Genomic DNA, 14,308 nt, shown 5'->3' with positions numbered 1-14,308 from the left:
GAGCCCCGTTCTTGAACTTGAACTTGAACTTGAACTTGAACTCGAACTCGAACTCGAACTCGAACTCGAACTCGAACTCGTCCCCCCCTCTTCAACCCCGCCCCGATCTGGACAATCCCTCCCGATCCAAATCGGTCCGACGCCGCCCCACGTCGTTCGCGGCCAGCCCAACGGCGATTGCTGCGCCCCAAGTCTTTCGAAACTGCCCCATTCTAACTTCGCTGCCATTCTAACTTCGCTGCCATGGTATCAATGAATCGTTTCGCTCCCGTCTTCTGCACCGCCATCGGCCTGGCCACGACGCTGTTCACGGGCCCCCTGGCAAACGGCCAAGCCAAGGGTACCGACGATGTCTCCATCCAGCGTGACGTTGTTTACGGAATGGGCGGCGATGTCGAACTGCACATGGACATCGCGACGCCGGCCGAGGCATCCCAACCGGTACCTTGCATCATCGTGATCCACGGTGGTGCTTGGCGTCAGGGCGACAAGTCGTCTCACATCACCCAGATTCGTCGCTTTGCCCAGCAGGGTTACGTATCGGCGACCGTTCAATACCGATTCTGTCCGCAGTTCCCCTTTCCGGCTCAGGTCGAAGACGTGAAGTGCGCCGTCCGCTACATCCGGGCCAACGCAGCAAAGTATGGCGTTGACCCGACGCAAATCGGTGCAGTCGGCTTCTCGGCTGGCGGCCATCTCGCGATGATGCTGGGGACCATGGATGCCGAGGACGCGATGGAGGGCGACGGCGGAAACCCGGACCAGTCCAGCAAGGTCCAGGCGGTGGTTTCGTTCTATGGACCAACACTTTTCACGGCCCATGATTTGAACCCGCGGACGGCTCCGCTGGTGCACGATTTCTTGGGCGGCACAGCGGACGAGCGGCCACAGGCCTTCCATGACGCATCCCCACGGAACTATGTCACCAAAGGCGATGCCCCTATGCTGCTGTTCCAAGGAACCGACGATCCGTTGGTACCCTATACCCAGGCCATGGTCATGGTCGAAGCGATGACGGACGCCGATGTGCCGGGCCGAGTCGAATTTTTGATCGACGCCGGGCACGGCTGGGGGGGCCCCGATTTGGACCGCACAATCGACGAAACCACTCAGTTTTTCGATCGCCATTTGCGTGGCCGCTGATATCGGTCCGGGCCCAACGCCCCCCGCTCGACCGTGGGGGGTTCACGAACCGATACAGTGTCAGGCCTTTGAAATGAGCTTCCCAATGCATTCTGTGGTACTAGAGGACGAGCGTAGATGAAATCGAGTTACGACGTTGTGGTGATCGGTGGCGGCCCAGGCGGTAGCTCGGCAGCTGCCACTGTCGCCGGCGCTGGATTGGACACCCTGTTGGTGGAACGCGAAGCGATGCCTCGGTTCCACATCGGCGAATCGCTGATGCCAGAGACCTATTGGCCACTGAAACGGCTTGGGCTAACCGACCGGATCCAGCAAGCCGGTTGGCAAGCCAAACAGAGCGTCCAGTTCGTTTCCGGTAACGGACGCGAATCTGAACCGTTCTTCTTTCGCGATCACGACACCCGGGAATGCAGCACCACCTGGCAAGTCGAACGCAGCGAATTCGACAAGATGCTGTTCGACCGAGCGGCCGAACTAGGCGCCGAATGCCACGATCAATCGCGTGTGCTAGACGTTCATTTCGATTCCGACGGGAAAGCAACCGGCGTTTCCGTTCGCGATCGCGATGGAAAACAACACGACATTTCATGCCGCGTGGTGGTGGACGGTTCGGGCCAACAATCTTTCATCGCCAACAAACTGGGGGTCAAGGAAGTCAATCCAAACCTCAAGAAGGCTGCGATCTGGACTTACTTCAGCGGCGCCGTCCGTGGCGAAGGCGACAACGATGGTGCCACCATCATCATGCACACCGAGAGTCGCAATTCCTGGTTTTGGTTCATTCCACTTTCGCGTGGGATCACCAGCATCGGTTGCGTTGCCGACAACGACTATCTGCTGAAAGGGCGGGGGAAACCCGAACAGGTCTATCAAGATGAATTGATGCAGTGCCCCGGCCTAACGCGGCGGCTCGAAAACGCCACCCAGCTAGGCGAAATTCGGACTGCGAAAGAATTTTCGTACTCGACCACCCAAAGTGCGGGCGACGGTTGGACCCTCGTGGGGGATGCCTTCGGGTTCATCGACCCGGTCTATTCCTCGGGAGTCTATTTTGCGTTGGAGATGGGGATCCGGGCCGGCGATGCGATCATCGAAGGGTTTCAAATCGACGATCTCAGCGGTCAGCAGCTAGGAAAATGGAACGAATCGTACGCCAAGGGCGCCAATTGGGTCCGCAAACTGGTGCAAGCGTTCTATACCAGCGAATTCAGCATCGGACGGTTCATGAAGGAACACCCCGAGCACCGTGGAAACGTGACTGACCTGCTGATCGGACGCGTCTTTCACGAGGACGCGGGCAATATGTTCGATGACCTAGACGCATCGATCGAAAGAGCCAAGATGACTGCGATGAACTCGTAAAAGCGTTTTGCCAGTCCGTCGATAGTCGCTAGGATTGATCACATCAACGTCTTGAAACTCGATGGAGGTCACGGTCGACGATGCTTCGGTCCTGCGTTTTTGCATTCCAGTATCTGGCGGCGTCCTTCGGATTGGCCTGGACGCGTGTTCTAGGCGTCTGTCTTGGCGGCATCGTCATGCTGCATGAATCCATTGCCGCTTCGCTACGAAACGGATTGCTGGTCACCGGATGGATCATCGCGGCTTCGCTGATCATCGTGCAGCCGAGCACTGCACAGGACAGCGACCGCCAAAGCGAAGTGCTGATCCGTCAATTGACGGCGCGAAACGAATCAGTTCGACAGCAGGCGTTGATGCGGTTCAGCGGGCAGCCCGAGATGGCTCGCAGTGCTCTGCCCACCTTGATCGATGCGGTCAAAATCCAGGCGGATAAAGTCGACGCCGACGGGACTGTCCCATTCAGCCTGGATCGATTGTTGCATTTGATTGGAACGATCCGCGAATCGGACGCCGAGGGTTTGCTGGTCGAAATGCTGGATCATCCAAGCTACGCGATCGCCATGATCGCAGCAGATTCGCTGGGGCAAAATCGCCGCCGAGACACGATCGAATTTTTAAAGAAACAGGTCGATCGCCCGATCTTCCAATCCAACTATGGGTTCCGGTTCAACTTGGTCCGTGCACTGGCGTTGATGCGGCATCCCGATGCGGTTGAATTCCTGACCAGTTTGGAAGCCAATCTGAAAGGGCAACTGCGTTTTGAGGTCGAAACGCTGTTGGCCGAGGTCACTGAAAAGCACTTTCTGGATGACCAAGACAGGTACCTGCGTTGGAAGGCGTCCCGTCAACCCAAAGTCGTCATCCAACGCGCCAGCTTTGGTTCCCAATCGACTTCGCGGATGAATTTTGGAAAGCCGCAGAAGTACTATGACATCGATATACACGCTAAACGCATGCTGTTTCTGATCGATCGATCGGGAAGCATGCAGGAGTATTCTGGTGGGATGACTCGATTGGAACGGGCCAAGATCGAACTGGCCAAAGCGGTCCAAGCCCTGCCAAGCGACAGCGAGTTCGGAATTATCTTCTTCGAAGAATCCGTGCGAAAATGGAAAGACCAGTTGCTTCCCGCCACGCAGCAGAACAAGGATGCGGCGATGAAGTTCGTTCATCGGTTGGGATATGGACAACGCACCAACACCTATGGCGCCCTGTACGATTCGCTGCAGTTCGACGACGAATTGGAAGTCGTGTTCCTGCTTTCCGACGGACGCCCCACGATGGGACGGATCACGCACCCGCAACAGATCGTTGCTGACATCATCGGCCGGAACCGTCTGCGAAATGTGAAGTTCAATACGATCGGGATCGCGATCGCTGGTGAAACCGAACAGTTTCTAAAAACGTTGGCGGAACAATCCAACGGTGAATTCCGAAACGCCGAATAGCGTGGGCCGATCCATCACTTCGCCCCCCCCCGAACCGGCGTGTCGGCGGTTTTCACATGGCCCTTTGGTTCAACCACTTGGTCAGTCGATCCAAAACGGCGGGGCGACTGCGTTCGTGAAATAGAGCATGCCTGGTTTCCGGCCACTTCACCAGCGTGGCCGATTCGCCCATACGGATCGCCAAGTGGTCGCACGCCGTCTTGTCGATCAACGTGTCGTCTTCACCGTACATCACCAGCGTCGCAGTCTTGCAATCGCGAGCATGGTCCAAAGCCCAGCGACCTTGCGACACCAATTGAGTGGCCAGATACATCGAGATCTCCGAATGCATTTCGGGGTCCGCCCGGATCGCGGCCGCTTCGGCTTCGTCCCCTGTCAACTCGCTAACATCGATTGGTCGCCGAAATCGCAGCCACGGAAACAGGTGCCCGGTAAGCCAGGCCGCCATGATGATGGGACGTGGCAACGACTGCGGCGGCTGGATCATGGGGGCGGCCAGCACCAACCCGGCAAGCGGCAAAGCGTCCGCATCAATCGCATCGGTGCCCGTCTGCCGCAGCGCAAAGTTCAATGCCAGATTGCCGCCCATGCTGTGTCCCATCAACACGATCGGCAATTGCGGATAGCGGGCCCGGGCCGATTCGACCGCGGTCGCGATATCCGCCAGCAAACCATCGAACGAATCCACGCGGCCCGGCTTGCCGGGGGAGCGACCGTGGCCGGGCAAATCAAACCCCAGAACAGCCCAACCACTTGCGCACACACCGCTCGCAAAATCACCCCATCGTGCGGCGTGATCCCCCAACCCGTGCACGAAAACCAGGACGCCGCGAACTTCTGAATCGGGATGCCAGAAATAGCCGCGCAGCCGTCTGTCACGGCCCGTTGGAATCTTTTCCGCAATCTTTTCCGGGATCAATCCAGTGCCATCCATGCTAGACGTCTGCGGGGGAACAGGTCCGATGTAGGTTGCGCCGTCGGCGATTACTTTTCCAACACCCAACGCCATCCACCGGCGACCATCGATTGCCACTGTTCGGTTTGAATGGTTTCGTTGTGATGCCCTAGCGTGGTCCCGAACAATCGCACCCCTTGGTATTCGTTGGTCCACACCACCGGTTCGTCATTGCCGGTTTCGTCGCTGTGCGCGGTGGCCAAAACGTTGGTGTTGGGCCACACGTTTTCGATGATGTACAGTTCGCCATTGGGTGTCGACCAACCATCACCCAGTGCTGCGGTGATCGGATCCGATTTGCCCTCGGCAGTCGGCACCACCTTCAAACTTCGCTTGACCTTTTCGTGCCGGCGGCTGGTCACGCCCAGCAACCCACGCCAAGAATTCGCGGTCGGCGCGGCGCGGTACGAGTGCATCGAGCAGTGGATCACCATTGCCGGAACGCCCGAACGAACATGGGCATCCACGATGCTTTGCACAAAGTCACCGTCTTCCACGGCGCCGTAACATTCGTTGTGAATCACGATGTCGAAACGCGAAATCCAGTCGTCCTCTTCGTAGATCGCTGCCTTCGTTTCGCGTTTGTCGTCATAGTCGCAAATGGTCCACTCGATATCGCCAATGCTTGCCGACAAACCTTCGCTGATCAGTTGCTTTTGGTTTTCGTAATCGTGACAGCAACCTCCGGTGACCATCAGAGCTCGAATCGGCTTGGCGGCCGTCTGCGCAGGTGACTTTTCGTCCTGGGCATCAACCAACCCGGTCGCGACCAACACGAGGGCGGCGGCAAATAAAGTGCGAATCGAAGCTGACATGAAGTGCGTCCCTATCGGATGAATGGTTCTCTGGACAGCCGTCAAAATAGGTCCTGGCGAAGCGTTTGACTATCCAACGAGCCGAATTCAGCCGTAAAAATGGCGTTTCGGCATGGAAGGTGCGTCATTGTGGTGGAAGTCTGAAGCACCTGCCACGTTGACGGCCCATGCCATGCTAATTCGCCTATTTGTCCTTTTCGTCCTGATTCCGCTGATCGAGCTGTATCTGCTGCTACAGCTCGCCGAAGCGACGTCCCTAGCGACCACCCTATTGATCGTGATCGTCACCGGCGTGTTCGGCAGTTTCTTGGCTCGCCGCGAAGGCGCGATGGCTTGGTTCCGTTTCCAATCGGCGATGGCCGAAGGGCGGATGCCCAGTCGCGAAATCCAGGACGGATTGATGATCGTGTTTGCGGCCGCACTGCTGCTGACCCCCGGCATCATCACCGACGCAGTGGGCTTCATGCTGCTATTGCCGGCCGGACGAAACGTGTTCCGCAAACTGTTCCTGTCACGGTTTTCGGCCAAGTTCCAAACCTCGTCGACCAGCGCCACCGGCCACCAAACCCAAAGCTACACGTGGTCAAGTGGTTCCCCAATCAGCGGATCCCCGCTCGACGGATCTCCGCTGAATGGATCTCCGCTGAATGGGCCGCAATCCGGAGAAAAGCTGCACCGAAACCCGCGCGGCTACACCATTGACGCCGAAGCGGTAGAACGGAAATCGCCTTAGCAACGAGCGATCAATCAGTGTCACGATTCAAGTCATCTCGCCTCCGCCGCGCAGCGGTTTGCGGGGGGGGAGAGTAGAGAGAGGCGGAAGAGAGAAACGAAACTTAGTGATCGCTCGTTGCTTAGCATCACGCGATCGCCTTGACGGTCATTTGCGTCAAGCTCCCGGGCGACAATGCGTCAACCGCGTCATTGCCGCGCGTCGGATTCATTGCCTGCGAATCGGAGCCACGGGATCGCGGATTACCATGCCGCGGCGGATCGTTCTACAATCAGGCCGCGACGGGTTCTAGGCGGTCAATCATTGCTTCGGTCGACACGACGAACGATCCTCTGCGACGACTCGTTCGCATCACGAAATCCGGCCGCCAAGCAGTCGACTTGTCAGTCCGTCCGAATCGTTCCGCGAACCCACTGCCGTCATGAATCCATTTCGCATCCTGCCCGTATTGCTGCTGGCACTTCCTTCGGTCCTCGTCGCCGCCGAACCGAAACCCAATGTCGTCGTGATCATCAGCGACGATCAGGGATGGGCGGATATTGGGTACAACAATCCGAACGTTTACACCCCCAACTTGGACGAACTGGCCAACACCGGTGCAAAGTTCATCCAACATTACGTGATGCCGCAGTGCACCCCGACTCGAGTTGCACTGATGACGGGGCGGTATCCAGGACGGTTTGGTGGGCCAGCGATGCAGGCCAGCAACGAAGCGGCATTCCCCATCGGCACGCCGACCATCGCCAGCATGTTCCAGCAAAGTGGCTATGAAACCTATCTATGCGGAAAATGGCATCTCGGCACCCAACCCGAACACGGACCGAACCATTTCGGATTCGACGAAACCTACGGATCGCTGGCTGGTGCGGTCGGCATGTACGACCATCGCTATCGGGAAGGTGAGTTCTACGAAACCTGGCATCGTAATGGCAAATTGATCGATGGATGGGAAAACGGCCAGCATGCCACTGACCTTGTTTCTGGCGAAGCGGTCCGCATCATCCAGCGTGATCGCACCGCAGACAAACCGTTCTTTTTGTATATCCCTTTTCATTCGGTCCACACACCGCTGGATGAACGAGGCACGTTTGTCCAACGCCCGACTCAGCTAGACCCCGATTCGCCCGATCGATGGTTGAACGAGGACCATATCGAATGGTTCAACGATCCCGACGGAAAGATCCAAAGTGAACCCGACGCCGAAAAACGACTCCTGCTTGCGGCAGCGTATCACTTGGACAACGCGATCGGCGATGTGGTCACTGCACTCGACCGCAGCGGACAGCGACGGAATACGCTGATCTTGTTTTCGTCCGATAACGGACCTCAGGGCAATTGGAAAGGCAACGCGTACCCCGACGACCTGCATCTGACCGATTTCAATCAGCCGCTGCCGATGCGTGGCAAAAAGCTAGATGTATGGGAAGGCGGTATCCATGTCCCCGCGTTCGCGAATTGGCCGGGGCGAATCGATGCGAAAGAGGTCTCGGATCCGATGCACATCGTCGACTGGTTTCCAACGCTTGCGAACTTGATCGGCTATCGACCAGCCCAGTCAACCGCTTGGGATGGTGTCGACATTTCCGGTGTCCTATTTGATGACCAATCGTTGCCGACTCGGTCTCTGTACTGGACATGGAACCACAGCACCAATCGCTGGGCCATTCGGCTGGCAGATTGGAAGATCGTCAAATACGGTCGGGGCGCCCCCAAAACGGAAGCCGATTGGCAACTGTTCCACCTGAAAGACGATCCCCGGGAAATGACCGACTTGGCTAGCAAGTTTCCAGAGAAGGTGACCGAACTGCACCTGCACTTCCGTCAACATCGAGCGAAAGATTCCAAACGGTAATCGCAATAGACGCACTTTGCCGTGTTCCCTGCGAACCCATTCGCGCGGGAGATCAGCAATCGCAGTAGCTTTCGACGATCCGCTTTAGAAACTGCTTCTGGTCCCCGCGCCAGTGTTCTTCCGAGAAAATTTCGACTTCGTTCCAGCCGTCAAACCCAGCGGCTTCGACCATGGCGCGAATGGACCGGATGTCGATGCAGCCTTCGCCCATCAGCGCGCGATCGTTCAGCATGTCTCGGGTCGGAACACGCCAATCACAGATGTGAAAGCCGAAGATGCGGTTCTGCGCCCCTATCAACTCGATCTCGATCGCCAGATCCGGGTCCCACCAAACGTGATAGACGTCCACTGCGACGCCTAGAACGGGATCGTCGATCGCTTCACAAATTTGACGAGCTTCCGTGATTCGGTTGATGCAACTCTTGTCGGCCGCGTACATCGGATGCAGCGGTTCGATGGCCAGCCGCACGTTCAGCGAGGAAGCTTGCGGAAGAATTTGTTCGATGCCTTCGCGCACCCAACCGCGTTGGGTTTCAAGAGCCACGCCTGGCGTCGCACCGACGACCAGCACCAACATTTCGGCGCCCAGTTCGGCAGCGGTTTCTAGCAACCGCAGGTTGTGATCGATTCGTCCATCTCGCTGGCGTTGGTCGCCCGCGCAAAAGAACCCGCCTCGCACCAATGCCGGAACTTTCAACCCGGCGTCGTCTACGATCTGCCGTGCGGTGGTTGGTTGGATCCCATCGATCGCTTCCACCCAAACGCTGATCCCACCGATTCCTTGCCGCGAATACTGATCTGCCGCTTCGGCAAATGACCAGGGTTTGGTCGTGATCGTATGCACGGCTAAACGACTGAGTTCGGGTGATGTCGTTTGGTGTGGGTTCGTTTCATTCATGACTCGATCGACACCCAACGCTGTTGCCGCCACGATGTCTCGCCCGCGTTGGCCAACGCGACGCCGTGGGCACCGCTGCGAAGCGACCATGGGAATTCACCATCACCGGCAACATGCCGCAGAAACAGTTCCCACTGGATCTTGAAGGCATTGTCGTAATTCGTCTGATCCGACAGTTGTTCCCAACCGCTGTAGAAATCGATTGGTTGTGGAATGTCGGGGTTCCAGGTTGGCCGCGGCGTCGATTCCATGTCCTGCACCAAACACTCACGAAGCCCGGCCACCGCCGACCCCTTGGTCCCATCAACCTGGATCGTCAGCAAGTCATCGCGTCGCACCCGAGTGGTCCATGAACTATTGAACTGGCAGGTCACGCCGCTCTTGGTCACAAAGATGGCGTACGCCGAATCGTCGGCGGTGCATGGATACGGCTTGCCCGATTCGTCAATCCGTTCGGGGATGTCGACCGCGGCATGCGCAAGCACTCGATCGATCGGACCGAACAGGTCACCGATCAGGTACTGCCAGTGACAGAACATGTCGATCATCATCCCGCCGCCGTCTTCGCTGCGATAGTTCCACGACGGACGCTGAGGCGGTTGATCGGGATCGTGGCCGGTAAAAACCCAGTAACCAAATTCGCCGCGTACGCTAAGAATGTCGCCAAAGAAACCTTGGTCGCGAAGCATTCGCAATTTCCGGACACCGGGCAACCATAGCTTGTCTTGGACAACGCCGTTTCGGATGCCAGCCGATTCACACGTTTCGGCTAGCGCGATTGCTTCGTCCGTATCGATCGCAATCGGTTTTTCGCAGTAGACCGCTTTGCCATGTTCAGCCGCCTTCCGCACCATCGACGCACGCATCTGTGTGCTCGACGAATCAAACACGATATCGACGCTGGCGTCGGAAATGACGCTGTCAACATCCGTCGACCAGTCGACATGATGGCCGATCTGTTCATTCGCAACCGATTCAGCCAAGTGTTTTAGCTTCGCAGCATCGCGTCCCAAAAGAATTGGTTTGATACCGATGGTCTCGCCACCACTTGTCGTCACGCCGCCCTGACGCATGATCGCCAGAATGGATCGGATGAAGTGTTGGTTGGTCCCCATCCTCCCGGTCACACCGTGCATCGCGACAGTCAGTGTTCTCATGCGATTCGCACTTTGTTCTGGAGTTCATGCCATGGTGGATCATGCGCCGCGATCCTCACGGACCATTGGACTCGAAATCAAAAGCAGCAGCAACGCAGCAAGCTTCGCCCAAAGCATTTGACCGTAGCATTCAATCGAGAACCCAACCGGACGATCCGAATGTAATGTCGACTCGTGGATGATCGGTTTGGCGGCGTTCGTTTTTCTGCCGCTGCCTGCGTCGGTGGCGACTACTTCGACCGCCCGCGATCCCAGACATTGTCGGGAATGCTCTCGCCGACTTCCGGTGCGGAGGGCCGTTTACCGTGCCGCTGTTCGTAGCTGATCGAATCCAGATACAACCGTTCCACCTTCGCTCGTGCCCAAGCCGTCTTCCGCAGAAACTTCAAACTGCTCTTCACGCTCGGGTCGAAATTGAAACAATGGACCTGGATGCGGTCCCCCAATTCCTCCCATCCATACTCGGCGACCAAGTAGTTCAGGATCGCCTCCAGCGTGATCCCGTGGAGCGGATTATTGGGTTGCGGTGCATTCATTCGATCAGTTTAGCGTGAAAGACCAACCCATGGAATTCGTCGACGACGCGATCTCGATCGACGGCATCCCCCCCAATCTCTCCTGGCGAAATGCTCAATCACTTAGGCTGGCAACGATGATGTCGACCTCTGCGTCCGCCAAACGTTGACGAGTCTGCATCAGCATCGTCCGCAAGTACTTTTTGCCCTCGAAACCACTGGGATGGCCGATATTGCCGAGCGGTCCTTCACTGTCCACCAACAGATCCTGATCGACATCGAAGATCGCGTGGAACGGGACGCCGTGCTGACCACCACGGGTCAGCCGATCGGCAACCGAAACTCCGTTCTTGTCCCGCACATTATCGATCTTTAGCATCACATAGTCTTTGGCCAGCAGATCTTGGTTGTCGTCTAACCAACGGGCCATCCGGAAACAGGGACCACAATAGCGTTGGCTGATGCGGGCCCAGACCTTTCGCCGCGACGTCTTGGCTTCATCGAACGCCTCGTCCCACTTCGTCTCCGCATCGACCTGGTCCGGCAAATGCCGATGGACGAAATCAGCGGCCTTTTCGGCTGCCCCGTCCTCGGCCACGTCCAATGCCAAACGCCCCAGTTCGTTGCCTCGCGAGTCGATTGCGAATGCCATCACACTGCCAGCATCGGGCAACGGAAAATCTTGTTCCTTCAGGAATACGATATCCGACGGCGGCAGGTCGTGCGGGCTGCCCTCCACGACCAGCTGCATGAACGAAGTTACATCTTGGTTGTTTCGATAGTTCATCAAGTTCTTGCCGATGAACTCAGTCGACGGTTTGTCACCAGCCGACGTGATCAGCATCATGCGAAATCCCATCAAGGAACAGTCTCGAAGTGTCGCTGCATACCGACGTCCCAATGGAGCTTTCGCCGAGCCACTTTTTTTGCCCAAGTGGCTGACGGCGAGCGGACGGGTCTCTCCGCGCTCTAGATACAGGTCGTCCAGATAACGCGTTGCAGCCGAGCCGTCGATCGCGTCCGTACGGAGACCAATCGTCACTTCGCTAGGCAGATTCGCGAGCGTATAGTTGCCGAATGAGTCGGTCATTGTCTCGATTTGCTTTACGTAGAAACGTGTGGAGAAGAAATTGCGTCTGGTGAAATCCACCTCGCCCACAATCTGGACGCTCGCCCAGACTTTGTGCCACGCCAGTGGCTGATCGGCGTCGCCCAACAACTGCCCGTGATAGTCGACCGTCGGCTGCAATCGCAACTCGATGGGTGAATCAAACTTTTCGATCACTTCCGCAACCGCAGCTTTGCCATCCCGCGTGCTGGCGAAGATTCCGATCTTGGTTGAACGAGTCTCGAAGGAAAACGCTCCGTCCTGATTGACGACGAACGCTTGCTCGTCGGCATTCTCTCCATCGATGGAACCGATCTTGATTTCAGCACCTTCCAAACTCGATCGAACAGCTTCGCTGAGCACCAGTTTGCCCGTCACGGTCCGTTTCTTGTCAACCTCGCGATGCAATCGGATGACCGTCGGATCGGTGCTTTCAGCAACTTCGACCTCGGTTGCCGTCCGCCACAAGGGCGTGCTGACTCGAGTTCGCAACACTCCGGGAAGTGTGAACGTCGTGGCGACACCCTCGGCATTCGTTGGCTCAAACCATTGGGGTCCCCCCACGCCACTGCGTTCTTCCCCGTCCTCCTGCCACGTATATCGATGCTCTCGTTGAAAGCCAATCGCCAAGTCCGCGTATGGCCTTTCGGTCTCGCCCGATCTTGCGATCACCTTCACCATTTGACCTCGCTTCACGACAAGCTTGGGCGCCGTCACTTGATCGCTCTCTGACTGATAAGGAATCAAGTGACTCAGTTCACCGACCCATTGGGAATCCAGCGTCCAAGCACAGTAGGTTGCATTGGGTAGCACATCCAAAGCGAACTCGCCCTTTGTGTCGGCGAACACGGTTAGCAAGTCCGAATGGTTTTCTTGTTCTCCCTGGAACGATCGCAGAGTCACAAAGAAACCTTTGTTTTCGGAAGATCCTTGCAACACCGTTCGGCCGATGATTCGTTTTCGAACGGTCCCTTTTCTCAACTTCCAAACGGCAACGCCACCGACCATCTCCACCTCGCCATCCCGCACCCAGTTGCTGGTTTGCAGTTCGGGATAGAAATGGTGCCGATCCCAATCGGGAAACCACTGATAGTGGACTTCGCCATTCTTATCGGTTGTCAACTGCGAGTTTTCGTTGGTTCCGATGTAGTTGTTGTAGGGCATCTTTGCCATCTGCAGCACGAAGGGGATGTCAGGCACGGGTGCCCCATCCTGATCCACCAACCGAAGTGTTTGATCGCGACATTGGCTCAGTTCCACATCATGCTGATCTGCGGATGGGTCACGCGTTGGTTTTCGATTAAAACTAAATCCGCCAACGCGATAGTCGTCGGTCCACACCGTCATCCGATACGGCTTTTGAGTGGAGAGAAGTCGAAAAACCGCGATCCCGTCGGCCCCCGTTCGCTCGTGTAGTTCGATCCCGAACCCTAGATCGACTTTGACAGCCGCAGCGGGAATCACCTGGCCTTGATGCGTGACTCTCACTTTCAATTCTCGCGTCGGACGCTGCAGCGTCATCTTGATGCCGTCAATCGCGGCCTGACGAATCTGATGCATGCGGACACGTTGATAACCGACCAGTGCGCCGTCCTTCGACGCAACTCGCAGCCACATCGAATGCCACCGTTGTTGGTTCACCGGGATCCACATCTCGAAGCAATTGCCATCGACGACGGCATTCAGCGACTGAGACGCCAGGACGGAGTTGATGCCACCTCCAAGAACCATGTCCTGTGCTGGCTGACCATCCGGAAGAAAGACCTCGCCTCGCAAACAAACCTGCAATTGATCCAACGTTCCCCGAATCCAATCCTTGGCAGGTGTTTCAGCATGCAAAACAGAGCCAGTGCCGGACAGATACACGCCAGCAACCACCACGATCGCAACCAACCTACGAATCAACATTTGCAATCTCCGCCAATCGTCAAGAAACGAGAACCCCGTCGATCCTAACGGACACACCAATCGCCATGTATGTTTTTCCCCAGCAGCGATGCCCAACAACCTCCATCCATGGATGCTGCGACATAGGACGAGGCATGTAGCATGTAGGCCGGATCAAGGAGCGAAGCGACGCCGATCCGGCAACCACACCACCACCCCACCGTTCGCAGTACCGCCTTCAGAGAGCGTCCAACCTAGCCGCGGAGCGGCGGCAGCTATTTGCCGTGGGGCAGGCCCCACGGTAACCGATGACTGTCGCAATCCTAATCTTCTCGGCCGGGCCGCCCTCCGGCGGCCCGGCCGAGAAAATCATTGGTCGATGTCAAATCCGGTGGCCGAGGCCACCGGCACAATGCTTTCGCCTCTCCGAGGCTG

General features: G+C 57.0%; 11 protein-coding genes. 5 read left to right on the top strand and 6 right to left on the bottom strand.

Features of this window, described 5'->3' with window-relative positions:
- Window positions 1–252: 252 nt before the first annotated feature.
- The 3 genes from K227x_RS12390 (at window position 253) to K227x_RS12380 (ending at window position 3,953) form a co-directional block, all read left to right on the top strand.
- A complete protein-coding gene (locus K227x_RS12390) occupies window positions 253–1,143 on the top strand; it encodes an alpha/beta hydrolase (RefSeq protein ID WP_218933960.1) in 891 nt (296 codons plus the stop codon).
- A 117-nt stretch (window positions 1,144–1,260) separates the two neighbouring features.
- Window positions 1,261–2,505, top strand: coding sequence for an NAD(P)/FAD-dependent oxidoreductase (locus K227x_RS12385; RefSeq protein WP_145169828.1), 1,245 nt, complete (start codon window positions 1,261–1,263; stop codon window positions 2,503–2,505).
- 80 nt (window positions 2,506–2,585) lie between these two features.
- Window positions 2,586–3,953: a VWA domain-containing protein gene (locus tag K227x_RS12380; protein WP_145169826.1), complete on the top strand. Its 1,368-nt coding sequence runs from the start codon at window positions 2,586–2,588 to the stop codon at window positions 3,951–3,953.
- A 52-nt stretch (window positions 3,954–4,005) separates the two neighbouring features.
- Here K227x_RS12380 and K227x_RS12375 read toward each other — a convergent pair whose 3' ends face one another.
- The gene (locus K227x_RS12375; RefSeq protein WP_145169824.1) at window positions 4,006–4,962 is read right to left on the bottom strand and encodes an alpha/beta hydrolase; all 957 of its coding nucleotides are present in this window, start codon (window positions 4,960–4,962) and stop codon (window positions 4,006–4,008) included.
- On the bottom strand, window positions 4,938–5,723 hold the full coding sequence (locus tag K227x_RS12370; protein ID WP_145169822.1) for a ThuA domain-containing protein: 786 nt from the start codon (window positions 5,721–5,723) through the stop codon (window positions 4,938–4,940). The genes K227x_RS12375 and K227x_RS12370 overlap by 25 nt, the downstream gene beginning before the upstream one ends.
- A gap of 172 nt (window positions 5,724–5,895) precedes the next feature.
- Between K227x_RS12370 and K227x_RS12365 the strand changes: the two genes are divergently transcribed.
- On the top strand, window positions 5,896–6,456 hold the full coding sequence (locus K227x_RS12365) for an FxsA family protein (RefSeq protein WP_145169820.1): 561 nt from the start codon (window positions 5,896–5,898) through the stop codon (window positions 6,454–6,456).
- 421 nt (window positions 6,457–6,877) lie between these two features.
- Complete coding sequence (locus K227x_RS12360; protein WP_145169819.1) at window positions 6,878–8,308, top strand: sulfatase family protein; 1,431 nt, start codon at window positions 6,878–6,880, stop codon at window positions 8,306–8,308.
- A 52-nt stretch (window positions 8,309–8,360) separates the two neighbouring features.
- Here the strand turns inward: K227x_RS12360 and K227x_RS12355 are convergent, their stop codons facing one another.
- From K227x_RS12355 to K227x_RS12340, 4 genes are all read right to left on the bottom strand, one after another.
- Entirely contained in the window at window positions 8,361–9,206 is an 846-nt protein-coding gene (locus tag K227x_RS12355; protein ID WP_145169817.1) for a sugar phosphate isomerase/epimerase family protein, read from the bottom strand.
- On the bottom strand, window positions 9,203–10,363 hold the full coding sequence (locus tag K227x_RS12350; protein WP_246146759.1) for a Gfo/Idh/MocA family protein: 1,161 nt from the start codon (window positions 10,361–10,363) through the stop codon (window positions 9,203–9,205). Before K227x_RS12350 ends, K227x_RS12355 begins: the two co-directional genes overlap by 4 nt.
- Before the next feature lie 230 nt (window positions 10,364–10,593).
- Window positions 10,594–10,899 carry a VF530 family protein gene (locus tag K227x_RS12345; protein ID WP_145169816.1) on the bottom strand — a complete coding sequence of 102 codons (306 nt, stop codon included), beginning with the start codon at window positions 10,897–10,899 and terminating at the stop codon, window positions 10,594–10,596.
- 94 nt (window positions 10,900–10,993) lie between these two features.
- On the bottom strand, window positions 10,994–13,894 hold the full coding sequence (locus K227x_RS12340) for a thioredoxin family protein (RefSeq protein WP_145169814.1): 2,901 nt from the start codon (window positions 13,892–13,894) through the stop codon (window positions 10,994–10,996).
- Window positions 13,895–14,308 lie beyond the last annotated feature (414 nt).

Source organism: Rubripirellula lacrimiformis (assembly GCF_007741535.1).
Taxonomy (GTDB): Bacteria; Planctomycetota; Planctomycetia; order Pirellulales; family Pirellulaceae; genus Rubripirellula; species Rubripirellula lacrimiformis.
Note: the sequence above shows the minus strand (reverse complement) of the source record. Positions and strands in the feature narration are given on the sequence as shown.